The sequence below is a fragment of the Bradyrhizobium genosp. L genome (assembly GCF_015624485.1).
Classification (GTDB): domain Bacteria; phylum Pseudomonadota; class Alphaproteobacteria; order Rhizobiales; family Xanthobacteraceae; genus Bradyrhizobium.
Map to the genome: position 1 here is coordinate 3281666 of NZ_CP061378.1, position 24203 is coordinate 3305868.

Genomic DNA, 24203 nt, shown 5'->3' on the forward strand with positions numbered 1-24203 from the left:
CCGTCAACAACACTACCCTGTGGTAATGGGTCCCGGCCTTCGCCGGGACGACGGCGGAATTATTCGCTGCCAAACAGCGCCCGCTCGGCTTCCACCGTCTCGTAGATGTAATCCGCCACCGCGCGGATCCGCGCCAGGTCCTTGCTGTCGGCGTGCATCAGGAGCCAGAAGGTGCGGGAAATCCGCACCTCTTTCGGCAGCACCGGCTGCAATTCCGGATGCGCTGATGCCATGAAATGCGGCAGCACGGCGATGCCGAAGCCGGCGATGGTGGCGTTGAGCTGCGCGATCAGGTTGGCGCTGCGGAATTTCGCGGAGATCTTTGGCGAGACCTGCGGCAGGTAGTCCAGCTCCGGCGTGAACAGAAGTTCCTCGATGTAGCCGACGAAGCGATGCTTCGGCAGGTCCGCGCGGGTGGCAATGGTCGGCGCCTGCGCGAGATAGGCGGGTGCGGCATAAAGCCCGAGCGTATAGTCCAGGAGCTTGCGGCCGACGATGCGGCCTTCCTTTGGCATGGTCAGGCTGATCGCGATGTCGGCCTCGCGCTTGGAGAGCGAGAACAGCCGGGCGGTCGCGACCAGTTGCAGATCGAGATCGGGATGCCGCTCGGTCAGCTTGACCAGCCGCGAGGCCAAAAAATGGCTGCCAAAACCGTCGGGCGCGCCGATCCGCACCGTGCCGGTGAGGTGCGCGCGCGAACCGCCGACCGCCTCCTGGTTGGCGACGATGGTGGATTCCATCGCCTCCGCGCTGTCGGCGACACGCTGGCCGGCCTCGGTGAGGAGATAGCCGGTCTTGCGCCGATCAAACAGTTTTGCGGAGAGGTGGCGCTCCAACCGGTCGACACGCCGGATTACTGTGGCATGATCGACGCCGAGCTGCTTGGCGGCAGCCGACACCGAGCCGCCGCGCACGATCGCCAGCACGAAACGGAAGTCGTCCCAGTCGATCGTGCCGCCGCCTTGATCCAGCATTTCCGCACATCTATGGTGCAATTTATCGGACTTGTATCCTACAAAATGCAGGGTCAATAGAGTTTGTAAAGCGATCTCGCCGCTGTCAGCGGCGATTCCTGTCCTAAGGGAGGTTTTCCATGCGCGCAGTCGGACATTTCATCGGTGGCAAGGAGGTCAAGGGCACCTCGGGCCGCACGGCCGACGTCTTCGAGCCGATGACCGGCGACGTCCAGGCCAAGGTGGCGCTGGCCTCCAAGGCCGAAGTGCGCGCCGCGGTCGAGAACGCCAAGGCCGCGCAGGGCGAATGGGCCGCGACCAACCCGCAGCGCCGCGCCCGCGTGATGATGAAGTTTGTCGAGCTGGTGCAGCGCGACTACGACAAGCTCGCCAATGTCCTGGCGCGCGAGCACGGCAAGACCGTTCCCGACGCCAAGGGCGATATCCAGCGCGGCCTCGAGGTCGCCGAGTTTGCCTGCGGCATCCCGCATCTGATGAAGGGCGAATACACCGAAGGCGCCGGCCCCGGCATCGACATCTATTCGCTGCGGCAACCGCTCGGCGTCGTCGCCGGCATCACGCCGTTCAACTTCCCCGCGATGATCCCGATGTGGAAATTCGCGCCCGCGATCGCCTGCGGCAACGCCTTCATCCTGAAACCGTCCGAGCGCGATCCCGGCGTGCCGATGATGCTCGCCGAACTCATGATCGAGGCGGGCCTGCCGGCCGGCATCCTCAATGTCGTCAACGGCGACAAGGAAGCCGTCGACGCCATCCTCGACGATCCCGATATCAAGGCGATCGGCTTCGTCGGCTCGACGCCCATTGCGCAATATATCTACGAGCGCGCCGCGCAGACCGGCAAGCGCTGCCAGTGCTTCGGTGGCGCCAAGAACCATGCCATCGTGATGCCCGACGCCGATATGGACCAGGCCGTCGACGCGCTGATCGGTGCCGGCTACGGCTCGGCCGGCGAGCGCTGCATGGCGGTGTCGGTCGCGGTCCCCGTCGGCAAGACCACCGCCGACCGGCTGATGGAAAAGCTGATCCCGCGCGTCGAGTCGCTCAAGATCGGCACCTCGGTCGATCCGTCGGCCGATTACGGCCCGCTGGTGACCCGCGAGGCGGTCGAGAAGGTCAAGAGCTACATCGACATCGGCGTCAAGGAAGGCGCCACCCTCGCGGTCGACGGCCGCGGCTTCAAGATGCAGGGCTACGAGAACGGCTTCTATCTCGGCGGCTCGCTGTTCGACAACGTCACCAAGGACATGCGGATCTACAAGGAAGAGATTTTTGGCCCCGTGCTCTCGGTCGTGCGTGCCAAGGACTATCACGAGGCGCTGGCGCTGCCCTCGGATCACGACTACGGCAATGGCGTTGCGATCTTCACCCGCGACGGCGACGCCGCGCGCGACTTCGCGGCCAAGGTCAATGTCGGCATGGTCGGCATCAACGTGCCGATTCCGGTGCCGATCGCCTATTACACCTTCGGCGGCTGGAAGAAGTCCGGCTTCGGCGATCTCAACCAGCACGGTCCGGATTCGGTCCGCTTCTATACCAAGACCAAGACGGTGACCTCGCGTTGGCCGTCCGGCGTCAAGGACGGTGCGGAGTTCTCGATCCCGACGATGAAGTGATCACCACAGCCGTCATTGCGAGCGTAGCGAAGCAATCCATCTTTCCCCGCGTGGAGACATGGATTGCTTCGTCGCTTCGCTCCTCGCAATGACGAGAGGGCATTGAGATGCAGTTCGCTCTCAACGAGGACCAGATCGCCATTCGCGACATGGCGCGGGCGTTTGCGGCAGAAAAGATCGCGCCGCATGCGCTGCGCTGGGATGAGGAGAAGCATTTCCCTGTCGAGGTGATGCGCGAGGCCGCAGGCCTCGGCATGGGCGGCATCTACATCAAGGACGATGTCGGCGGCTCCGCGATGACGCGGTTCGACGCGGCGCTGATCTTCGAGGCGCTGGCGACGGGTTGTCCGACCACATCAGCCTTCATCTCGATCCACAACATGGCGTCCTGGATGATCGATGCCTTCGGCAACGACACCCAGCGCCACAAATGGCTGCCAAAGCTTTGCACCATGGAGTTCTTGGCGAGCTATTGCCTGACCGAGCCGGGCGCCGGCTCCGACGCCGCGGCGCTCCGGACCCGCGCGGTGCGTGACGGCGATCATTACGTGCTCAACGGCCAGAAGCAGTTCATCTCCGGCGCCGGCAGCACCGACATCCTGGTGGCGATGGTGCGCACCGGCGGCGAGGGTGCTGGCGGCGTTTCGACAATAGTGATCGACGGCAAGACGCCCGGCGTCTCGTTCGGCGCCAACGAGCGCAAGATGGGCTGGAACGCGCAACCGACCCGCGCCGTCGTGTTCGAGAACGCGCGCGTGCCGGTCGCAAACCGGCTTGGCGACGAGGGCATCGGCTTCAAGATCGCGATGGCCGGCCTCGACGGCGGCCGGCTCAACATCGCGGCGTGCTCGCTCGGCGGTGCGCAGGCCGCGCTCGACAAGGCTCTCACCTACATGAAGGACCGCAAGGCCTTCGGAAAACGCCTCGACGAATTCCAGGCGCTGCAATTCAAGATCGCCGACATGGCGACCGAGCTGGAGGCCGCGCGGACCTTCCTGTGGCGTGCCGCGGCCGCGCTCGATCGCAAGGACCCGGACGCCACCCAGCTCTGCGCGATGGCCAAACGCTTCGGCACCGATGTCGGCTTCGAGGTCGCCAACCAGGCGCTACAACTGCATGGCGGCTACGGCTACCTCAGCGAATACGGCGTCGAGAAGATCGTGCGCGATCTGCGCGTGCACCAGATTCTCGAAGGCACCAATGAGATCATGCGGCTGATCGTGTCGCGCAAGCTGATCGAGGGCGCGCGATGAACGATGTGGCTGCGGCAGAGGGCGATCTGATCGCCCGCAAGGAAGGTTCGGCGGGCATCATCCGGCTCAACCGACCGAAGGCGATCAATGCCGTGACGCTGGAAATGTTTCACGGCATCGACAAGGCGCTCGACGCGTTCGAGGCCGATGCCGAGGTCGCCGTCATCGTGCTGGAAGGCGCCGGTGAACGCGGGCTGTGCGCCGGCGGGGATATCCGCGCGCTCTGGGAAAGCTCCAAGGTCAAGGGCGACCTCGGCAAGATCCTGTGGCGCGACGAGTACATCCTCAACGCGCGGATCAAGCAATTCCCAAAACCCTATGTCGCCTTCATGGACGGCATCGTGATGGGCGGCGGCGTTGGCCTGTCGGCGCACAGCCGCCACCGCGTGGTGACGGAGCGGACAAAACTTGCGATGCCCGAGGTCGGTCTCGGCTTCTTCCCCGATGTCGGCGGCACCTATCTGTTGTCGCGTTCGCCGGGCGAGCTTGGCGCGTACTTCGGTCTGACCGGCACCACCATGAATGGTCCGGATGCGATCCATGCGAGATTCGCCGATGCCGTGGTGCCGAGTGCGAAGTTGCCGGAGTTGCGCGAAGCGCTGACCAAGGTTCGGCAAGGCACGAATTCGGTCGAGGTCGACAGATTGATCGCCGGCTTTGCCACTGGCGACACGACCGGCCCGGTCGCTGCGCAGCAAGCCAGGATCGATGGCTGGTTCGCGCATGACCGGATGGAAGACATCGTCGCGGCGCTGACGTCAGATGGATCGGATCTGGCGCAGGCGACCTTGAAGATGCTCGGCGAGAAATCGCCGCGCGGCATGGTGGTGACGCTGAAGCTGCTGCGGCTGGCGCGCGGCACCTCGACGCTCGAAGAGTGCCTGCTGCGCGAATATCGCGCCGCGCTGGAGGTATTCGCCAGCGACGATTTCCGCGAGGGCGTGCGCGCGGCCGTAATCGACAAGGACCGCAATCCGAAGTGGCAGCCAACCCGCATCGAGGACGTGACGCCGGAGATGCTGGCGCCTTATTTCGCCGAGATCGGCGCCGACGAACTGACTTTTCCGAACAGCAAATAGAAACGCCGCAAGCGGAGGAATCACCATGGCACACGTCGCATTCATCGGGCTCGGCAACATGGGCGGGCCGATGGCGGCCAATCTGGTCAAGGCCGGCCACAAGGTGACCGCGTTCGACCTGGTCGCGGCCTCCCGCGAGCAGGCCAAGGCCGACGGTGCCGCGATCGGCGAGAGCGGCGCCGGCACGGTGAAGGGCGCCGACATCGTCATCACGATGCTGCCGGCCGGCAAGCACGTGCTTGGCGTCTGGAACGAGGTGCTCCCGCACATGGCCAAGGGCACGCTGATCATCGATTGCTCGACCATCGACGTCGAGAGCGCGAAGGCGGCGCATGCGCTGGCGGCAAAGCACGGCATGGCCTCGGTCGACGCGCCGGTCTCCGGCGGTACCGGCGGTGCCAAGGGCGCGACCTTGACCTTCATGTGCGGCGGCGAAGACAAGGCGTTCGCAGCGGCCCAGCCGGTGCTGGTCAACATGGGCAAGAAGATCGTACATTGCGGCGGCGCCGGCGCGGGGCAGGCGGCCAAGATCTGCAACAACATGATCCTGGGCATTTCCATGATCGCGGTCGGCGAGGCCTTCGTGCTGGCCGAGAAGCTCGGCCTGTCGCATCAGGCGCTGTTCGACGTCGCCTCGACCTCGTCGGGCCAGTGCTGGTCGCTCACCACCTATTGCCCGGTTCCCGGCCCGGTGCCGACCTCGCCGGCGAACAACGACTACAGACCGGGTTTCGCCTCCAACCTGATGGTCAAGGACCTCACGCTGGCGCAGGACGCAGCCCATGCCGCCGGCGCGGTCACGCCGCTCGGCAAGCATGCGCAGGAGATCTATAAGACCTTCGACGCTGAGGGTCACGGCGGGGTCGACTTTTCCGGAATTATCCAGCACGTTAGAGCACTTGCCCCGAAATAAATCGCCGTCATCCTGAGGTGCGAGCGGAGCGAGCCTCGAAGGATGGAGAGACGGTGTCTGTGGCCGTCCTTCGAGACGCCGCGCGACGCGCGGCTCCTCAAGCGACAACGCGGAGGCGTTGCGCAGGGATGACGTCATCATACGTGGTGAAGCCGGATGACGACATTTCAGGACGCACGCGCCTTTCTGCTCAAGCACCGCAGCGACTACGATGCCGCGGTGAAGGGATTCCGCTGGCCCGATCCGGTGCCGTTCAACTGGGCGCTGGACTGGTTCGATGAGCTGGCGCGCGATCCCGAGAGCCGCGACCGGCCGGCGCTGTGGATCGTCGATGCGGCTTCGAACAGCGAGACCAAGCTTTCCTTTGCCGAGCTGTCGCGCCGCTCCAACCAGGTCGCGAACTTCCTGCGCGCGCAAGGGCTGAAGCGTGGCGACCATCTGCTATTGCTGCTCGGCAATGTGGTGCCGCTGTGGGAGACGATGCTCGCCGCAATGAAGCTCGGCGTCGTCGTGATCCCCGCGACCACGCTGCTGACCGCGGACGAATTGCGCGATCGGCTCGATCGTGGCCGGGCGAAGGCGGTGGTCGCGACGCAGGACCAGGTCGCGAAATTCGCCGGCCTCGGCAGCGAGAATCTGGCGCGCATCGTCGTGAGTGCGACCGAGAGGCACGACGGCTGGCTGCCGTTCGAGGACTCCGCCAAGTCACCGGCGACGTTCACGCCTGATGGTCCGACCAACGCCGACGACCCGATGCTGCTGTATTTCACCTCAGGCACCACGGCGAAACCAAAGCTGGTGCGGCACAGCCAGCGCAGCTATCCGGTCGGCCATCTCTCGACCATGTACTGGATCGGCCTTCAACCAGGCGACATCCATCTCAACATCTCCTCGCCCGGCTGGGCCAAGCATGCCTGGAGCTGTTTCTTTGCGCCGTGGAATGCCGGGGCGACGATCTTCATCGCCAATCAGCCACGCTTCGAGGCGAAAGGACTGCTCTCGATCATCGGCCGTTGCGGCGTCACCACGCTGTGCGCGCCGCCGACGGTGTGGCGGCTGTTCATCCAGGAGCAGCTTGCGAGCTACAAGATGTCGTTGCGCGAGGTCTGCGGTGCCGGCGAACCGCTCAACCCCGAGGTGATCGACCAGGTGCAAGCGGCCTGGGGCCTCACCATCCGCGACGGCTACGGCCAGACCGAGACCACGGCGCTCGCCGGCAACTCGCCGGGGCAGAAGGTCAAGGTCGGCTCGATGGGCCGCCCGCTGCCGGGCTATCGCGTGCAGGTTACCGACAATGACGGCAACGCCGCGAAGGAAGGCGAGGTGACGTTGCTGCTCGGCACCGACAGGCCGGCGGGCCTGATGCAGGGCTATCAGGGCGATGACGGCAAGCTCGGTGGCGCCGATGGCGACATCTACCGCAGCGGCGACGTCGTGTTCACCGACGACGAAGGCTATCTCACCTTCGTCGGCCGCACCGACGACGTGTTCAAATCCTCCGACTACCGCATCTCGCCGTTCGAGCTGGAGAGCGTGCTGCTCGAACACGATGCGGTGGCGGAAGCTGCGGTGGTGCCGAGCCCGGATCCGATCCGGCTTGCGATCCCGAAGGCCTATGTGCTGCTGGTCGCCGGTGTCGAGCGCACGCCGGAAACGGCGCTGTCGATCTTCAAGCATCTGCACACCCGGCTGGCACCGTTCAAGCGTATCCGCAAACTGGAGCTGGTGACCGAGCTGCCCAAGACGATCTCCGGAAAAATTCGCCGCGTGCAGTTGCGTCGGCTCGAACATGACGATAATCGCGGGGATGCGTTGCGCGGAGCCGAGTTCCGCGAGGAAGAATTTCCGGAGCTGCAAAAGGTGCGGGCATCCGGTTCGGAGACCTAACGAAATGAACGAAGTCTGGAAGAAGCCGCCGGTGTCCCTGGAAACCTATCAGGGCATGGTCGGCAAGGAGATCGGCGTGTCCTCATGGCACCTGCTCGATCAGGGCCGTATCGACACCTATGCCGACGTGATCGAGGATCACCAGTTCATCCACGTCGATCCCGAGCGCGCCGAGAAGGAAACCGCGTTCGGCACCACGATCGCACACGGCTTTCTCACGATGTCGCTGATGTCGATCATGTCCTACGAGGTGATGCCGGTCGTCGAGGGCACCGCGATGGGCGTCAATTACGGCTTCGACAAACTCCGCTTCCTCTCGCCGGTCCGCTCCGGCAAGCGCGTCCGCGGCCGGTTCGTGCTGGCGGAGGCGACCTTGCGCAAGCCGAAGGAACTGTTGTCGCGCACCAACGTCACGGTCGAGATCGAGGGCGAGGAAAAGCCCGCGTTGGTCGCGGACTGGCTCGGGCTGGTCTATTTCAGCTGATTGTGGCTGGCATGGCCGGGCTTGACCCGGCCATCCATCGCTGCTCAAAAGCTGTCAATTCTTGCTCAGTGCACCCTCTCCCCTTGTGGGAGAGGGTGGCTTCGCGGAACGCGAAGCCGAGTGAGGGGTCTGCCTCTGCGCAAAGACTCTCACTCGAGTTCGCGAAGAGAACCCCTCATCCGGCACGCTCAGGAGCGCAATCGCGCTCCAGAGCGCGCCACCTTCTCCCACAAGGGGAGAAGGGAAGTAAGGAACGACACGCATGGCAATCAGGTTCGACGGACGCGTCGCTATCGTCACCGGCGCGGGCAATGGTCTTGGACGGGCGCATGCACTGGGGCTCGCCAGCCGCGGCGCCAAGGTCGTGGTAAATGATTTCGGCGGCGCGCGCGATGGCAGCGGCGGCTCGCTGTCGCCGGCCGAGACCGTGGTCGAGGAGATCCGCAAGGCCGGAGGCACCGCGATGGTCGACGGCGCCGACGTCTCGAACTTCGAGCAGGTCACCGCGATGGTCGCGCGCGCCACCGAGGAGTGGGGCAGCGTCGATCTCTTGTGCGCCAATGCCGGCATCCTGCGCGACAAGTCATTCGCAAAACTCGAGGTTGCCGACTGGGACAAGGTGCTCGGCGTGCATCTCACCGGCACCTTCAACTGCTGCAAGGCAGTGTGGGCCGGCATGCGCGAGCGCAATTACGGCCGCATCGTGCTGACGACCTCGTCGTCGGGCCTGTTCGGCAATTTCGGCCAGGCCAATTACGGCGCGGCGAAAGCCGGCATGGTCGGCCTGATGAACGTGCTCGCCGAAGAGGGCCGCAAGAACAACATCAAGGTCAACACCATCTCGCCGACGGCGGCGACCCGCATGACCGAAGAGCTGCTGCCGCCTCAGGCGCTCGCGCTGATGAAGCCGGAAGCGATCACGCCGGCGGTCGAATTCCTGCTCAGCGAGGACGCGCCGACCCGCACCATCATGGGCGCCGGCGCCGGCTCGTTCGCCGTCATCAAGGTACTGGAGACCGAAGGCGTCAACCTGCCGCAGTCCGAATGGACGCCGGACGCGATCGCTGCGCACTTTGCCGAGATCGGCAACATGTCGACCGCGAAGGCGTTGCAGGGTGCCTTCGAGCAGACGCAAAAATATGTAGCACAGGCCGCGGCAAGGGCAGGGATCAAGCTTTAGGAGGCGTTAGCGCCTCCACATTCTTCCACGTCATGGCCGGGCTTGACCCGGCCATCCACGTCTTTGTCACCAACCGAAAGTCAGGCGTGGATGCCCGGGTAAAGCCCGGGCATGACGGCTGTTACTGGCGTGACCGCGGGCTTACATTCGGGTCATGTCCTCGTCCTCGCACCACATCGCCGTCATCGGAGCCGGCCCCGCCGGCCTGATGGCGGCGGAGGTGCTCGCGGCAGGCGGCGCCGACGTCACCGTCTACGACGCGATGCCGTCGGCCGGCCGCAAATTCCTGATGGCCGGCCGCGGCGGGCTCAACCTCACCCACTCGGAGCCGCTCACGGATTTCCTTGCGCGCTACCGCGAGGCGATGCCGCATCTGAGCGCCGCAATCGGGGCGTTGCCGCCGAGCGCGTTGCGCGCATGGTGCGAGGCGCTGGGGCAGCCGACCTTCACAGGCTCGAGCGGCCGCGTCTTTCCCAAGGCCATGAAGGCGTCGCCGTTGCTGCGCGCCTGGTTGCGGCGGCTCGACGAGGCGGGCGTGCAGTTCGCGTTCCGGCATCGCTGGATCGGCTGGGACGAGGGTGGCGGATTGCTGTTCGCAACACCGGATGGTCCGCGCGTGGCCGATGCCGAAGCGACCTTGCTCGCGCTCGGCGGCGCGAGTTGGCCGCGCCTCGGCTCCGACGGCGCCTGGACGGTGACCCTTGCAGAGAAAGGCGTCGCGATTGCGCCGATGCGGCCGGCCAATTCCGGCTTCACGGTCGCATGGTCGGATGTGTTCCGCGATCGCTTCGAAGGCCAGCCGCTCAAGGGCATCGCGCTGACGATCGGTGCACATACCGTGCGCGGCGAGGCCGTCGTGACACGCAATGGTATCGAAGGCGGCGCGATCTACGCCCTGTCGGCCGAACTGCGCGATGCGGTGCACGCGAAGGGAGCGGCGACGCTCCATGTCGCGCTGCGTCCCGACCTTGGGCGGCAAGAGCTTGTCACGCGCCTGTCGGCGCCGAAGGGCAAGCAGTCCTTCTCCAACTTCCTGCGCAAGGCGGCGCAGCTCTCGCCCGTCGGCATCGGCCTGTTGCAGGAGATCGCGGCGGCGTCAGGCCGGCCACTCGCCTCGCTAGCTCCGGCCGAACTCGCCGATCTGATCAACGCGGTGCCGGTCCAGGTCGCGGGCGTGGCCCCGATCGCGCGGGCGATCTCGACGGCCGGCGGGATCACGTTCGACGAGCTCGACGAACATTTCATGCTGCGCCGTCTGCCCGGTACGTTTGCCGCCGGCGAAATGCTGGACTGGGAAGCCCCGACCGGCGGCTATTTGTTGCAGGCGTCGTTTGCGACGGGTGTGGCCGCCGGGAAGGGGGCGTTGAAATGGCTCACGCGGAAATCGTAGGGTGGGCAAAGCGAAGCGTGCCCACCATCACGAGCAATGCAAGCGATGGTGGGCACGTCGCCTGCGCTCCTTTGCCCACCCTACGACGATGGTTACCGCAGCTTCCCCCGTGCCGCCACCGGCAGCGTGCCGATGATCTCGTCGCCGCGCACCATCACGACCTCGTCCATCATGTTGACGACGACGCAGACATGGTTGGGAACGATGCGCACGACATCGCCGACATTGGGCCGCGTGTTGCTGCGGGAGAGATCGAGGAAGCCGTGCTCCTCGGCGAAGCGCGCGATCTTGGCTTCGGGATGTTCGAGGATCAGGCCGTGACCGTCGAGGCCGCCGGTATCGGACGTCAGCGTCTTCGAGCCGGCGTCGAGGATGCCGCGCTCGGGACCGGCGCGGCTCACCACGGTGGAATAGATGTTCAGCGCGCAATCGTCCCAGGTGGCGACGCCGGCCGCGACCTGCATGCGGTCGTTGTAGATGTAAGTGCCGAAGCGGTGCTCGGTGCCGCCCTTCAGCTTGCCGATGTTCTTGAGGTTCGGCGTGCCGCCGGTCGAGACGATCGCCGCGTCGAGGCCATGGGCACGGACCCCGGCCAGCGCTTCGTCGTAGAATTTCTGCGCGTCGGCCCAGCCGGTCTCGGTCGGGTATAGCATGAAACCCGCGAAGCTCAGGCCCTTCGAGCCCGCGATCTCGCGTGCCAGCGCGATCGCTTCTGCCGGGGTCTCGACGCCGGCGCGCTTGCGGCCGGTGTCGCATTCCACCACGACGGAGAGCGGCCGGCCGGAGGCGGCGGCCGCCTTCGGCAGATCGCCGACCACCACGGAATTGTCGGCCGCGACGGTGACGTTGGTCTTGGCCTGCAACGCGCCGAGCCGGGCCATCTTCTCGTCGCCGAGCAGATTGTAGGAGATGAGGATGTTGTCGATGCCGGCATCCGCCATGATCTCGGCCTCGCCGAGTTTTTGGCAGGTGATGCCCTTGGCGCCGGCCTTGACCTGCATCTGCGCCAATGTCGGGTTCTTGTGGGTCTTGATATGCGGCCGGTTGGCGACCCCGGCGGCGTCGCAGGCGGCCTGGATGCGCGCGATGTTGCGCTCGACCCGGTCCATGTCGATCACGGCGCAGGGCGTGCCGTATTCGCGGGCGATCTTGGCGGCGAGGGGCGTGGTCATGTTGTTTCTTCTCCGGCCTCGTAGGATGGGTAGAGCGAAGCCAAACCCATCAAACTCGTTCGTCGTGTGATGATGGGTATCGCTGCGCTCCACCCATCCTACGGTTCATGCCTGTTCGATCTCTTCGCGCAGGACCTCGAGCTCCAGCCAGCGGTCTTCCGCGGCGGAAAGCTCTTCCTGTGCTTTCGCGATTGCCGCGGACGCAGCATCGAATTTCCTGCGATCCCTGGTGTAGAGATCCGGATCGTCGAGCAGCTTCTGCTGCTTTGCAATCTCGGTTTGCAGCTCCTCGATCGCCTTCGGCAGCGTCTCCAGCGCGTGCTTCTCGTTGAAGTTCAGCCGGCGTTTCGGCGCGGCCGCAGGCGCCGCGGTCTTTGCTTCCGCCTTCTCCTCGACCGCAGCCTGCGCCTTCACCGCCTCGCGCTTCACGTCGGTGCCGCGCTGCGCCAGCATGTCGCTGTAGCCGCCGGCATATTCGATCCAGCGGCCCTGGCCCTCCGGCACGATCACCGAGGTCACCACGCGATCGAGGAAATCGCGGTCGTGGCTGATCAGGATCACGGTGCCTTCGTAGTCGCCGAGCATCTCCTCGAGCACATCGAGGGTTTCGAGATCGAGGTCGTTGGTCGGCTCGTCCAGGATCAGGAGGTTGGACGGTTTGGCCAGCGCGCGCGCCAGCATCAGCCGGCCGCGCTCGCCGCCGGACAGCGCTTCCAGCGGTGTGCCGCGCTGCTCCTGCGCGAACAGGAAGTCTTTCATGTAGCCGATGACGTGCTTCGACTTGTCGCCGACCATCACATGGTCGCCGCGGCCGCCGGTCAGCGCCTCCGCCAAGGTCAGCTTCGGATCGAGGCTTTCGCGATGCTGGTCGAGCGTCGCCATCTCGATATTGGCCCCTAACCGCACCGAGCCGGAATCGGGCGGATCGTTGCCGATCAACAGATGCACCAGCGTGGTCTTGCCGGCGCCGTTCGGGCCGACGATGCCGATGCGGTCACCGCGCTGGATTCTGCTCGAGAAGCCGTCGACGATGATTTGCTCGCCATAGGCCTTGGCGATGTTCTTCGCCTCGATCACGAGGCGGCCGGATTTTTCGGCCTCGGCGGCGGCGAGCGTGGCATTGCCGGTGGCGCCGCGATAGGTGCGGCGCTGGTCGCGCAGCGCGAACAGGTTGCCGAGCCGCTTGACGTTGCGCTTGCGGCGGCCGGAGACGCCGTGGCGCAGCCAGTGCTCCTCGTTGACGATCTTGCGGTCGAGCTTGTGCTGGTCGCGCTCTTCCTCCTCCAGCACCTCGTCGCGCCACGCCTCGAAGGCGCCGAAGCCGCGGTCGATCTGCCTGATCTGGCCGCGGTCGAGCCAGGCGGTGCTGCGCGACAGGTTGGTCAGGAAGCGGCGGTCGTGGCTGATGATGACCAGCGCGCAGCGCCGGCTCTCCAGCTCGCCTTCGAGCCATTCGATGGTCGGCAGGTCGAGATGGTTGGTCGGCTCGTCCAGCAAGAGGATGTCGGGCGAGGGCGCCAGCACCCGCGCCAGCGCGGCGCGGCGCGCCTCGCCGCCGGAGACCTGCGCGGGATCTTCCTCGCCGGTCAGACCGAGTTGCTCGACGAGATAGCGCGCCTGGTAATGGTCGTCGCCCGGGCCGAGGCCGGCTTCGACGTATGAGAGCAGGGTTTTGTGGTCGCCGAAATCCGGCTCCTGCGGCAGATAGCGGATGGTGGCGCCGGGCTGCACGAAGCGGCTGCCCGAGTCTGGCTCCACGAGCCCGGCGGCGATCCGCAGCAACGTCGACTTGCCGGAGCCGTTGCGGCCGATCAGGCAGACGCGCTCGCCGGCGGAGACCGACAGCTCGACGCCCGATAGCAGCGGCGTGCCGCCGAAGGTCAGGCTGATGTCCTTGAGCTGGATGAGAGGCGGCGGCATGCGTCAGCTCTGGCTCGTCGCCTGCTCGGCGCGGCGGCGCTGGATGCGGCGGATGGTCTGGTCGAGCGTCGAGAGGAAGGTCGATCGGTCGCGCGGCGAGTAGGATTTCGGTCCGCCGGTGATCTCGCCCGACGAGCGCAAATCGGTCATCAGGTTGCGCATCGCGAGCGTCATGCCGATCGATTGTTCCGTGAATGGTTTGCCGTTCGGCGCGATCACCTCGGCGCCGGCCTTCACGCAGCGGCTCGCCAGCGGAATATCGGCTGTGATGACGACATCGCCGTCGTGCGCGCGTGCCGCGATCCAGTCGTCGGCTGCGTCCATCGCGGCGCCTGCGGCGATCCGCTCGATCAGCGGGTCCTGCGGCACGCGGATGAAATTGCCGGCGACCACGCTGACGGGCACGCCGAGCCGGATCGCGACGCGATAGATCTCGTCCTTCACCGGGCAGGCGTCGGCGTCGACATAGATGCGGGTAGGGGCGGTGGTTTCAGTCATCAGTCCAACGGTTGGCACGCGCGCCCCGTGTACTCCATCGTGCGGAAAATTGCGAGCAGAACGCGAGGCTTGCCACGCTCTGTTGTTCGACTACCATTGTCGCCAGAAAAGCAACCGAAATAAGGGAAAGCCCATGGCGGCTTCGCAGAGTTACCGCGTCTCGGCGTACAACACCTCAAAGCTGTCCGAGAACAAGATCCACGACGACACGGTAGCGCGGAAATTCGGCTTTTCCGGCGGCCTGGTGCCTGGCGTCGACGTCATGGCGTATATGATGCATCTGCCGGTCGAAAAATGGGGCCGCGATTTCCTCGAACGCGGCCTGATCGAGGCGCGTTTCGTCAAGCCGGTCTATGACGGCGAGACCGCGGAACTGACCGGCCGCGAGACCGGCAATGGGCTGTCGATCGAGCTCCACAGCCGCGGTGAGCTTTGCGCCACCGGCACCGCGTCGCTGCCCGCCGCCGCACCGGCCGTGTCGCTTAACGACTACCGGCAGGTGGCTGCCGTCGCCGAGCGCAAGCCGGTCGGCCCATTGTCCTATGAGCAGGGCAAATGGCTCGGCACCATCCCGCGCGACTGGTTCGGCGATGCTGCAAAAGACTATCTCGCCGACATCAGGGAGACCGACCCGATCTACCTTCGCGAGGGTCTCGGCCATCCCGGCCTGCTGCCGCGGGTGATGAACAAGGTGCTGGTCGACAATGCGATCCTCGGGCCGTGGATCCATGTCGGCACGCGGATGCAGCTGTTGTCCGCATCGAAGATCGGCGACGAACTGACGGCGCGCGCAAAAGTCACCGGCAACTACGACAAGAAGGGCCACCGCTTCGTCGAGCTCGACGCGCTAGTGGTCGCCAACGGCGCCACGCCGCTGGCACATTGCTGGCACATCGCGATCGTCCAGCCGCGCGAGCAGGAGGCGGCGTAGATGTCCGTGAAAATCGACTATTACCTGTCGCTCAACTCGCCCTGGACCTTCATGGGCAGCGCGCCGTTTGCCGAGATCGCACGGCGCCATGGCGCAAGCGTCAACGTCAAGCCCTGCAAGTTCGGTCCGATCTTCGAGCAGACCGGCGGCCTGCCGTTGCCGAAACGCTCGCCGCAGCGGCAGGCCTATCGTTTGGTCGAGCTGAAGCGTTGGCGCGAGGTGAGGGGAATTCCGCTCAACCTCGAACCCAAGCATTTTCCAAGCGACGATCTCGCAGCGGTACGCCTCGTCATTGCCGCCGCCCTGCAGGGCGGGGATGCGCACCGCCTGTCGCTGGAGTTCGGCCGCGCGATCTGGGAACGCGAGGAGGCGCTCGCCGACGCCGACGTCATGTCGGCCGCCGCGCAACGCGCCGGCCTCGACCCGGCGGCACTGCGCGCAGGCGCTCCGCCGGATGCCGAGCTTGATCGACTCTACGAGCAGTACACGCAGGACGCGCTGCAAGCCGGTGTGTTCGGCGCGCCGAGCTACGTGCTGCCGTCAGGCGAGATTTTCTGGGGGCAGGATCGGCTCGAGCTTCTGGAACGCGCGCTGAAGATGCTGGGGTGACGGCGTCACTCGAGCGGAAAGTGGCAGTCCGCATCCAAGCCGCCGGTGTCATCCCCCGCCCATGCGGGGGATCCAGTACGCCGCGGCTTCTCGGCTCAAGCACTGCTGTCTCCGGAATACTGGGTCCCCTGCCTTCGCGGGGGACGACAGCGTTGCCTTACGCCGCCGTCTTCTTCGCGTCCTGGATCGCGCGCCACACCCGTTCCGGAGTCAGCGGCATGTTGATGTGCTTGATGCCGTAGTCCGACAGCGCGTCGACCACCGCATTGACGATGCAGACCAGGCTGCCGGCGCAGCCGGCTTCGCCGCAGCCTTTCGTCCCCAGCGGATTCGACTTCGCCGGCGACGGATGATCGCCCACCTGCATCGACGGCACGTCGCCGGCGCGCGGCAGCGCGTAGTCCATGAACGAGCCGGTGATCGGCTGGCCCGAGCCGTCGTAGCTCACTTCCTCCATCAGCACTTGTCCAATGCCCTGGGCGACGCCGCCGTGGAGCTGGCCGGCGACGATCATCGGATTGACCACGGTGCCGAAATCGTTGACCGCGGCGTAGCGCACGATCCGCGTCACGCCGGTGTCGGGATCGATCTCGACCTCGGCGACGTGGCAGCCGTTCGGGAAGGTCGAGGCCGTCTCCTTGGTGGCGTGATCGACGTCGAGGGTGTCAGGCGCGCCCTCCGGCATCTTGCCGTCGCGCATCCGCTCGGCGAGCTCCATGATGCCGATCGAGCGGTCGGTGCCGGCGATGGTGAAGCGGCCGTCGCCGAACTCGATGTCGGCCTCGGCGGCCTCCAGCGCGTGGGCTGCGGCCTTCTTGCCCTTCTCGACCACCAGGGCCGAAGCTTCGACGATCGCCTGTCCCGTCGCGGTGATCGAGCGCGAGCCACCGGTACCGTTGCCGAAACGAATCAGGTCGCTGTCGCCCTGTTCGAGCGTGATCTTCTCGAAGGGCACGCCCAGCTCGGCCGACAGCACCTGCGCGAACGGTGTGGCGTGGCCCTGGCCGTAATCGAGCGTGCCGGTGGTGAGCTTCACCGAGCCGTCCGGCTCGAAGGTGATCTTGCCGAGTTCGCCGCTCGGCGGCGCGGTGACTTCGAGATAGGAGCCGACGGCGATGCCGCGCAGCTTGCCGTTCTTCCTGCTCTCCTTCTTGCGCTTGGCAAAGTTCTCGTAGTCGGAAATCTCCAGCGCCTTCTGGAACACGCCGGCGAAATCGCCGCTGTCATAGGTAACACCCGATGCGGCCGGGAACGGCAGCTGCGAGGGCTTGATGAAGTTGCGCTTGCGCAAGGTGAGGCGGTTGATGCCCATCTCGTCGGCCGCGGCATCGATCAGCCGCTCCATGTAATAGTTCGCCTCGGGCCGGCCCGCGCCGCGATAGGCGCCCATCAGCGTGGTGTTGGTCACCACGGTCTTGATGTCGACGCCGATCAGCGGCGTGCGATAGACGCTGGGCAGGTTCTTGCCGGTGTTGAGCGACAGCGGGCCCGGCGCGACGCCGGTGATGTAGGCGCCGAGATTGCCGTAGCCGGAGAGCCGCACCGCGAGGAATTTGCCGTCGGCATCGAGCGCGAGTTCGGCATGGATCAGCTGCGCGCGGCCGTGGCTGTCGGACAGGAAGCTGGTCGAGCGTTCGTCCAGCCATTTCACCGGGCGCCCCAGCGCCTTCGCGGCGTGCGCGATGCAGGTGTATTCGGGGTAGTTGAGGTTCTTCATGCCGAAGGAGCCGCCGACATTGGCGGTGAGGATGCGCACCTTCTCCGGCGGCACGTTGAGGATGCGCGCCAAAATTCCCTTGTTGCCGGACACGCCCTGGGTCGGCACCTGCAGCGTAAAGCGTTCGGTTGTCTTGTCGTAATGTGCCAGCGCGACGCGCGGCTCCATCGAGACCACCGCGACACGGGTGTTGACGATGTCGAGTTTTGTCACATGCGTAGCGCTGGCGAACGCCGCGTCGACCTTCTCGCCGTCGCCATAGTGGTAGTCGAGCGCGACATTGTTCGGGATGTTGTCATAGAGCTGCGGCGCGCCGGGCTTGGCCGCTTCGGCGGCATCCGTCACCGCCGGCAGCGGCTCGATGTCGAGCTCGACGGCCTCCGCCGCATCGCGCGCCTGTGCCGCGGTCTCGGCGACGACGAAGGCGATGGGATCGCCGACGAAGCGCACCTTGTCGGTCGGCAGCACCGGACGGTTGGTCTGCAACAAGGGTGTGCCGTCGCGGCTCTTGAACGGCATGCCGCAGGTCAGCGGCTTGTAGTCGGCAGCCGCGAGGTCGGCGCCGGTCCAAACCCCGAGCACGCCCGGCATCGCCTTGGCCGCCGCGGTGTCGATGCCCCTGATGATGCCGTGGGCATGGGAGGAGCGCACCATCCAGCAATAGGCCTGGCCGGGCAGCGAGAAATCGTCGGTGTAGCGGCCCTTGCCGCGCACCAGCGTATCGTCCTCCTTGCGGCGGACCGGCTGGCCGACGCCGTGTTTTTGCATTGCGATAGAATTTTCGAGGGAGCGCGGCGAGGTATGTTCTTGCATCGGAAATCGACCTGAAATGGCCGGATTTTGCGTGGTCCGGCGGGGCGTTGACGGGATAACGCACACCCCCCTTAACGACAACGCCCGATTGGGCATGGTTCCAATGTGAACAGAGTTTGCGCAGGCCCTTGTCGCTGCTAAAGTTTCCGTGAACGGACAATTCTTCGGCGGGCCTGAGACAGGCCGCGCGGAAAGACAGGTTTTGATGACGGACGATGTGCGGCTTTGCGACGGCGCCGGCGCCGGCGAAGCCCCGTCAGGGTTGGCTGCGGCAGGCGCGGAAACCGGCGTCTATGCCGCGCTCGACCTTGGCACCAACAACTGCCGGCTCCTGATCGCCTGTCCGGCTGGCGACGGGTTCCGCGTGGTCGATTCCTTCTCGCGGATCATCCGGCTCGGCGAGGGCATCGCCGCGACCGGCGCGATCAGCGAGGCCGCGATCGCGCGCGCCATCGCCGCGCTTTCCATTTGCAGCGACAAGATCCGCTATCGCAAGGCGCGCCGGCTGCGGCTGATCGCCACCGAAGCCTGCCGCGCCGCCGGCAATGCCGAGAGCTTTCGCGCCCGCGTCGCGGCCGAGACCGGCATCAAGCTCGAGGTGATCGACCGCGAGACCGAGGCGACGCTCGCGGTGATCGGCTGCTCGCCGTTGCTCGATCCCAAGGGGCGGGGCGCCATCCTGTTCGACATCGGCGGCGGCTCGACCGAGCTGGTGCGGATCGAGCGCGACCCCGACGCGCCGGACGCGCCGCCGCGGATCAAGGCCTGGATGTCGATCCCGCTCGGCGTCGTGACGCTGGCCGAGCACTTCGGCGGCAAGAACGTCACCAGGGAATTGTACGGGCGCATGGTCGACGAGGTCGCCCAGCATGTCGCGCCGTTCGCGGCCGAGCATGGCGCCGACCTGCAAGACATGCACCTGCTCGGCACCTCAGGCACCGTGACCACGCTCGCCGGCGTGTTCCAGAATTTGCCGCGCTACGACCGCCGCCGCATCGACGGCATCTGGATGAACGATTGCGACGTCACTGCGACGATCCAGCGGCTGCTCGCGATGAGCTACGATCAGCGCATCAACAACAACTGCATCAGCGTCGAGCGCGCCGATCTGGTACTCGCCGGCTGTGCCATACTCGACGCCATCCGCAACGTCTTCCCGCTGCCGCGGTTGCGCGTCGCCGACCGCGGCCTGCGCGAGGGCATGCTGGTCGAGATGATGCGCGAGGACGGCGCGCTCCGCGTGTGCTAGAGCCCTCTTTCTTCGCCTCTCCCCGCGGGCGGGGAGAGGCCGGATCGCATCGCAAGATGCGATCCGGCTGAGGGGGACTTTCCGCGAGTCTATCTCTCACCGCTTCTGCGGAAGCAGCCCCTCACCCCAACCCTCTCCCCGCAAGAGCGGGGCGAGGGAGAAAAGACACCGAGACGCAAGAAGCATCATGGCGAAAGACACCACCGGGCGGCTGCATGTCACGGTCAAGAGCGGCGGCAAGCGCAAGCTGTCGTCAAAACTCTGGCTGGAGCGCCAGCTCAACGATCCCTACGTCGCCAAGGCCAAGGCGCTGGGCTATCGCTCGCGCGCCGCCTTCAAGCTGCTCGAGATCGACGACAAGTACCGCATGCTCAAGCCCGGCATGACGGTGGTCGACCTCGGCGCCGCGCCCGGCGGCTGGAGCCAGATCGCGGCGAAGCGCACCGGCGCGGTCGACGGCAAGGGCAAGGTGGTCGCGATCGATCTCCTGGAGATGGGCGAGATCGCCGGCGTCACCTTCGCCCAGCTCGACTTCCTCGATGCTGACGCGCCGGAAATACTGATCGCGATGATGGGCGGCCGCGCCGATATCGTGATGTCCGACATGGCCGCCAACACCACCGGCCACCGCAAGACCGACCAGCTCCGCATCATCGGCCTGGTCGAGACCGCCGCTCACTTTGCCTGCGAGGTGCTCAACCCCGGCGGCGCGTTCCTTGCCAAGGTGTTCCAGAGCGGCGCCGACGCAGAGCTGCTGGCGCAGCTCAAGCGAGATTTCGCCAGCATCCGCCACGTCAAGCCGTCCGCGAGCCGGCAGGATTCGTCGGAGCGCTATGTGCTGGCGACGGGGTTTCGCGGTTAGGCCGAGCGCGCCAGCGGGATCTGGGTCGTCATCATCTGCACCGGCGCCAGCGGACCGTTGAAGCCGTCGGCCGACGACTCGGTCGCCGCGCGGTTGGTTTCAACCGCCGCCAGCCCGATCTTGGCCTCGATTTTCTCCGCGACGCGCTGCTCAGGAATCTTGAAGTGACTGATCGCTTCCGCTGCGTGCTGAAGGACGTAGTCGACGCCTTTCTGGAACGCTGCATCGCCTCGCTGAAGTTTCACCACGGCTGGATTGTTCTTCAGGGCTTCGTCGATGTTTTGCTGCACGATGCCGACGGCATTCTTCACGGCGTTTGAAAGCTGCTCCGCCAGTTGCTGATTTTTGACGTTCCTGTTGATGAGGTAGGTCGCGATCCCGCCGACGGCAGGAAGGATCAGATTGATCAGCGCGACGATGATGCTTGTGAAATCCACTTGGATTCCGGCGACGCCGACCGTACCTCCCTCTGCATGCGCCGTGTCCGGCGGAATCGAGATGATGACGACCAGCGCCAGGACAATCGCAGCCTTGAGGCAGCGCAAATAGGACGTGTGACGATCGTCAGATGCGCGCGCTAGCGGGCCGTGCCCGTAGTGCCCACTATGCATATCAGTATCCTCCGGAAAAAATCGAGGCAAACAATCGCAATTCTCGCCCCACGGCGACGATCGCAAAGATAGGTGATCCGCGTTATATTTACAACCGAAGGTTACAAGGCGGTCTTGGGCGGCATATCGGAAATGGCATGGCGGGGCGAGCAGCCGTGTGGCCGGTCCGGCCGGAACTTGACGTGCATAATCGTGGGAATCGGGAATTGCCACGGTGTTCTGACGCGACCGCAACGTCCGGGTGAGGCGATCCCGGCGCGGCGAATTGAGATCGTCACCCCAACCGCTGATCCCGCGCGTTCTGGGTGTCCTCGGTCGCGACCTTGACGGCGTCAGCGGCGGCGCGCCTCTCGGCGCCCTTGCGGCTCGAGATGTCGATCGCCTTGCGGCCTGCGATCTCGTTGCCCGCGTCAACAGGCATCTGCCAGAAGAACCAGCACGACGCCGCCGAGATCAGCGACACCACGATGAAGGCCGGCGCGAACACGTCGGCGGACAGTTCGGTCTGGTGATGCAGCGCCAGCGTGGTTTCAACGGAGAAGGCGCCGACCGCGACGCCCGCGGACACCGCGAGTTGCTGATTGACGCTGACCAGCGTGGTGGCGCGGCTCATCTGCGGCGCCTCGATCTCGGCATAGGCCACGGTGTTGATCGCGGTGAATTGCAGCGAGCGGAAGAAACCGCCGACCACCAGGATCGTGAAGATCAGCATCAGCGGCGTCGAGATCGTGAACAGGGCGCAGGCGGCCAGGAAGGCGGAGGAGACCACCGCATTGACGGTCATCATGTTGCGGAAGCCGAAGGCGCGGATGATCCGCGCCGCCAGCGTCTTCATGCCCATGGCGCCGACGGCAGACGCGAAGGTGACGAGGCCGGACTGGAACGGCGACAGCCCGAAGCCGACCTGCATCAACAGCGGTAGCAGGAACGGCAGCGCGCCGATGCCAAGCCGGAACATGAAGCCGCCGACGATCGCCGCGCGCATCGTCGACAGCCGCAGCAGCGAGAAATCCAGCACCGGCGATCCCGTCCGCTTGGCGTGCATGACATAGAGCGTCATCGAGATCGTGCCGACGCCGACCAGCAGCGCGATGATCGGCCACGGCAACAGATTGAGGCCTGCGACCGAGAGCCCAAAGGCGATGCCGGCAAGCCCGATGCCGGCGAGCACGAGGCCATAGAGATCGAACCGCTCCGGATCGACGCTCTTGATCGGGTCGATATATTTCAGCGCCATGACGATGCCGAGCAGCCCGATCGGGATGTTGATCAGGAAGATCCAGTGCCAGGAGAAATAGGTGGTGATGAAGCCGCCGAGCGGCGGCCCGATCACCGGGCCTATCAGCGCCGGCACCGTCACCCAGGCCATCGCGTTGACCAGCGCGCTCTTGTCGACCGAGCGCAGCAGCACCAGCCGCCCGACCGGCGTCATCATCGCCCCGCCGAGGCCCTGCAGGATGCGGGCGAACACGAAGTCGGTCACCGAGGACGACAGCGCGCAGCCGATCGAGCCCAGCATGAACACGGCGACCGCGCCGGCAAACACGATGCGCGCGCCGAATCGATCGGCAGTCCAGCCGCTCGCCGGGATGAACACCGCGAGTGACAGCAGATAGGAGGTGATCGCCAGCTTGAGGGTCAGCGGGCTGGTGCCGATGTCGGCGGCAATCGCCGGCAGCGAGGTCGCGATCACCGTGGAATCCATGTTCTCCATGAACAGGGCGGTGGCCACGATGAGCGGGATCAGGCGTTCTTTGTTCATCAAAATGGGACGGCTGGGAGCTGAAAAGGCAGGCGAGGGCGCTGTATCATCCTGCCGCCGGAGTCGCTACGGCGTAAATTGCATGCTGCCTAACTCCTTCGTGAGCCGGTGGATTGGCCAGGCGAGCACCGGCCCGATTTGCCAAGATATCGCGGTATGCGATCGGCGCTTGTCAGATTTATCGCATTATGCGATGAGTAATTGTGAAAGAGATCGAATTCACGTCGGCGGCCGTTCGTCAGTGGCGAAAGCTGACCGCTGCGACGCGCGCGCAGATCGACCTCAAGCTGAGGACGTTCGCGGAAAGCGGAGTTGGTGACGTCAAGGCGCTCAAGGGAGCGCCCGGTATGCGGCTGCGCTCGGGTGATTGGCGCGTGTTGTTCACGGTCCGGGGGCAATACCATCACCGTTCACGCGGTCGGACACCGTCGCGAGATCTACGATTGAGAGACCATCATGGCAAAAGCCGGCACCGCAAAGAGCAATGTCCAATTCATCCGTACGCCTGGCGGCGACGATCTCGCGGTGCTTCCGCGCAACGAGTATGACCGGCTAGTGGCCCTTGCCGCCGAGGCGCAGGAAGATGCGGCGGCGAGCCGCATCGTCCGCAACTCCGCGCGCGCCGTGAAGGAAGGGCGTGAAGTTGTCTTGCCTAAGGCCGTCGTCGATCGTCTTGCAGCCGGCGACAGCGCAATTCGCGTCATCCGCGAATGGCGCGACATGATTCAGGGCGAATTGGCAGCGGCCGTTGGCATCAGCCAGAACTATTTGTCTGAGATCGAAACAGGCCGCCGAAAGGGACCCGTGGAACTGCAGAAGAAGTTTGCTCGGGCCCTGGGCGTACCGGTCGACCTTCTGATCGACTGAGATCCACGATCGCGGGGTTGGCCGGCCCATTGTTTCGGCGCGACGACCACCTAAATCTTGCGTGACGCTGGTATGCATCCGCCGGTGTTTTGAGGTGTGTCGTGATCTACGTCCTTGCCGCTCTGTTGCCGCCGATCGGGCTGCTCCTGAACGGGCAGCCGTTCTCGGCCATCTTCAACCTGGTCCTGATCGTGTTTTGTGCGATTTTTGGGCTGTTTTTCCACATCCTGCTGCTGGTGCCGTCGGCCCATGCCGTGTTCGCGGTCCATATGAGGCGCGAGGACCGGCGCCACCGCGAGGTGGTGGAGGCGATCCGGCGCCACGGACCGCCGCGGGGCTACCGGGTCCCCTGAAATCGGCCCCGTAAAAAGCCTGTGCATGGCTGGCAAACGCTTTGATTCGTCATCCCGCCATGC

General features: G+C 65.5%; 21 protein-coding genes. 14 read left to right on the forward strand and 7 right to left on the reverse strand.

Features of this window, described 5'->3' with window-relative positions; translation table 11 throughout:
• Nucleotides 1–59: 59 nt before the first annotated feature.
• Nucleotides 60–974 (reverse strand): LysR family transcriptional regulator, encoded by a 915-nt coding sequence (locus tag IC762_RS15255; RefSeq protein WP_195789586.1) that lies wholly within the window; start codon nt 972–974, stop codon nt 60–62.
• 119 nt (nt 975–1093) lie between these two features.
• Here IC762_RS15255 and IC762_RS15260 point away from each other — a divergent pair, with 119 nt between their 5' ends.
• From IC762_RS15260 to IC762_RS15295, 8 genes are all read left to right on the forward strand, one after another.
• On the forward strand, nt 1094–2590 hold the full coding sequence (locus IC762_RS15260) for a CoA-acylating methylmalonate-semialdehyde dehydrogenase (RefSeq protein WP_195789587.1): 1497 nt from the start codon (nt 1094–1096) through the stop codon (nt 2588–2590).
• Between the two features lie 107 nt (nt 2591–2697).
• A complete protein-coding gene (locus tag IC762_RS15265; RefSeq protein ID WP_195789588.1) occupies nt 2698–3843 on the forward strand; it encodes an isobutyryl-CoA dehydrogenase in 1146 nt (381 codons plus the stop codon).
• Entirely contained in the window at nt 3840–4922 is a 1083-nt protein-coding gene (locus tag IC762_RS15270) for an enoyl-CoA hydratase/isomerase family protein (RefSeq protein ID WP_195789589.1), read from the forward strand. Before IC762_RS15265 ends, IC762_RS15270 begins: the two co-directional genes overlap by 4 nt.
• Nucleotides 4923–4947: 25 nt before the next feature.
• Nucleotides 4948–5835: a 3-hydroxyisobutyrate dehydrogenase gene (mmsB, locus tag IC762_RS15275; protein WP_195789590.1), complete on the forward strand. Its 888-nt coding sequence runs from the start codon at nt 4948–4950 to the stop codon at nt 5833–5835.
• A 156-nt stretch (nt 5836–5991) separates the two neighbouring features.
• Nucleotides 5992–7722, forward strand: a complete 1731-nt coding sequence (locus IC762_RS15280) for an AMP-binding protein (protein ID WP_195789591.1) — start codon at nt 5992–5994, stop codon at nt 7720–7722.
• A gap of 4 nt (nt 7723–7726) precedes the next feature.
• Complete coding sequence (locus IC762_RS15285; protein ID WP_195789592.1) at nt 7727–8206, forward strand: MaoC family dehydratase; 480 nt, start codon at nt 7727–7729, stop codon at nt 8204–8206.
• A 262-nt stretch (nt 8207–8468) separates the two neighbouring features.
• The gene (locus IC762_RS15290; RefSeq protein WP_195789593.1) at nt 8469–9386 is read left to right on the forward strand and encodes an SDR family NAD(P)-dependent oxidoreductase; all 918 of its coding nucleotides are present in this window, start codon (nt 8469–8471) and stop codon (nt 9384–9386) included.
• 208 nt (nt 9387–9594) lie between these two features.
• Entirely contained in the window at nt 9595–10776 is a 1182-nt protein-coding gene (locus IC762_RS15295) for a TIGR03862 family flavoprotein (RefSeq protein ID WP_433995910.1), read from the forward strand.
• A 92-nt stretch (nt 10777–10868) separates the two neighbouring features.
• Here the strand turns inward: IC762_RS15295 and IC762_RS15300 are convergent, their stop codons facing one another.
• The 3 genes from IC762_RS15300 to IC762_RS15310 all read right to left on the reverse strand — a co-directional run bounded on the left by IC762_RS15300 (nt 10869) and on the right by IC762_RS15310 (nt 14366).
• A complete protein-coding gene (locus tag IC762_RS15300) occupies nt 10869–11948 on the reverse strand; it encodes a D-TA family PLP-dependent enzyme (RefSeq protein ID WP_195789595.1) in 1080 nt (359 codons plus the stop codon).
• A 105-nt stretch (nt 11949–12053) separates the two neighbouring features.
• The gene (locus IC762_RS15305; RefSeq protein ID WP_195789596.1) at nt 12054–13868 is read right to left on the reverse strand and encodes an ABC-F family ATP-binding cassette domain-containing protein; all 1815 of its coding nucleotides are present in this window, start codon (nt 13866–13868) and stop codon (nt 12054–12056) included.
• Nucleotides 13869–13871: 3 nt separating this feature from the next.
• The gene (locus IC762_RS15310) at nt 13872–14366 is read right to left on the reverse strand and encodes a YaiI/YqxD family protein (protein WP_195789597.1); all 495 of its coding nucleotides are present in this window, start codon (nt 14364–14366) and stop codon (nt 13872–13874) included.
• A 133-nt stretch (nt 14367–14499) separates the two neighbouring features.
• Here IC762_RS15310 and IC762_RS15315 point away from each other — a divergent pair, with 133 nt between their 5' ends.
• Together IC762_RS15315 and IC762_RS15320 are read left to right on the forward strand one after the other, a co-directional pair.
• Nucleotides 14500–15297 carry a hypothetical protein gene (locus tag IC762_RS15315; protein ID WP_195789598.1) on the forward strand — a complete coding sequence of 266 codons (798 nt, stop codon included), beginning with the start codon at nt 14500–14502 and terminating at the stop codon, nt 15295–15297.
• Nucleotides 15298–15906, forward strand: a complete 609-nt coding sequence (locus IC762_RS15320) for a 2-hydroxychromene-2-carboxylate isomerase (protein WP_195789599.1) — start codon at nt 15298–15300, stop codon at nt 15904–15906.
• A 157-nt stretch (nt 15907–16063) separates the two neighbouring features.
• Here the strand turns inward: IC762_RS15320 and IC762_RS15325 are convergent, their stop codons facing one another.
• On the reverse strand, nt 16064–18436 hold the full coding sequence (locus tag IC762_RS15325; protein ID WP_195789600.1) for a xanthine dehydrogenase family protein molybdopterin-binding subunit: 2373 nt from the start codon (nt 18434–18436) through the stop codon (nt 16064–16066).
• A 205-nt stretch (nt 18437–18641) separates the two neighbouring features.
• Here IC762_RS15325 and IC762_RS15330 point away from each other — a divergent pair, with 205 nt between their 5' ends.
• On the forward strand, nt 18642–19685 hold the full coding sequence (locus IC762_RS15330; protein WP_246801575.1) for a Ppx/GppA phosphatase family protein: 1044 nt from the start codon (nt 18642–18644) through the stop codon (nt 19683–19685).
• Between the two features lie 187 nt (nt 19686–19872).
• Nucleotides 19873–20547, forward strand: coding sequence for an RlmE family RNA methyltransferase (locus tag IC762_RS15335; RefSeq protein ID WP_195789601.1), 675 nt, complete (start codon nt 19873–19875; stop codon nt 20545–20547).
• Here the strand turns inward: IC762_RS15335 and IC762_RS15340 are convergent.
• Nucleotides 20544–21092 carry a hypothetical protein gene (locus IC762_RS15340; RefSeq protein WP_195789602.1) on the reverse strand — a complete coding sequence of 183 codons (549 nt, stop codon included), beginning with the start codon at nt 21090–21092 and terminating at the stop codon, nt 20544–20546. The two genes, IC762_RS15335 and IC762_RS15340, sit on opposite strands and share 4 nt — an antisense overlap.
• A 340-nt stretch (nt 21093–21432) precedes the next feature.
• Nucleotides 21433–22920 carry a DHA2 family efflux MFS transporter permease subunit gene (locus IC762_RS15345; RefSeq protein WP_195789603.1) on the reverse strand — a complete coding sequence of 496 codons (1488 nt, stop codon included), beginning with the start codon at nt 22918–22920 and terminating at the stop codon, nt 21433–21435.
• Between the two features lie 456 nt (nt 22921–23376).
• On the opposite strand from IC762_RS15345, the gene IC762_RS15350 reads away from it, so the two are divergent.
• Together IC762_RS15350 and IC762_RS15355 are read left to right on the forward strand one after the other, a co-directional pair.
• The gene (locus IC762_RS15350; RefSeq protein WP_195789604.1) at nt 23377–23787 is read left to right on the forward strand and encodes a helix-turn-helix transcriptional regulator; all 411 of its coding nucleotides are present in this window, start codon (nt 23377–23379) and stop codon (nt 23785–23787) included.
• Nucleotides 23788–23888: 101 nt separating this feature from the next.
• Nucleotides 23889–24140 (forward strand): hypothetical protein, encoded by a 252-nt coding sequence (locus IC762_RS15355; protein ID WP_195789605.1) that lies wholly within the window; start codon nt 23889–23891, stop codon nt 24138–24140.
• Nucleotides 24141–24203 lie beyond the last annotated feature (63 nt).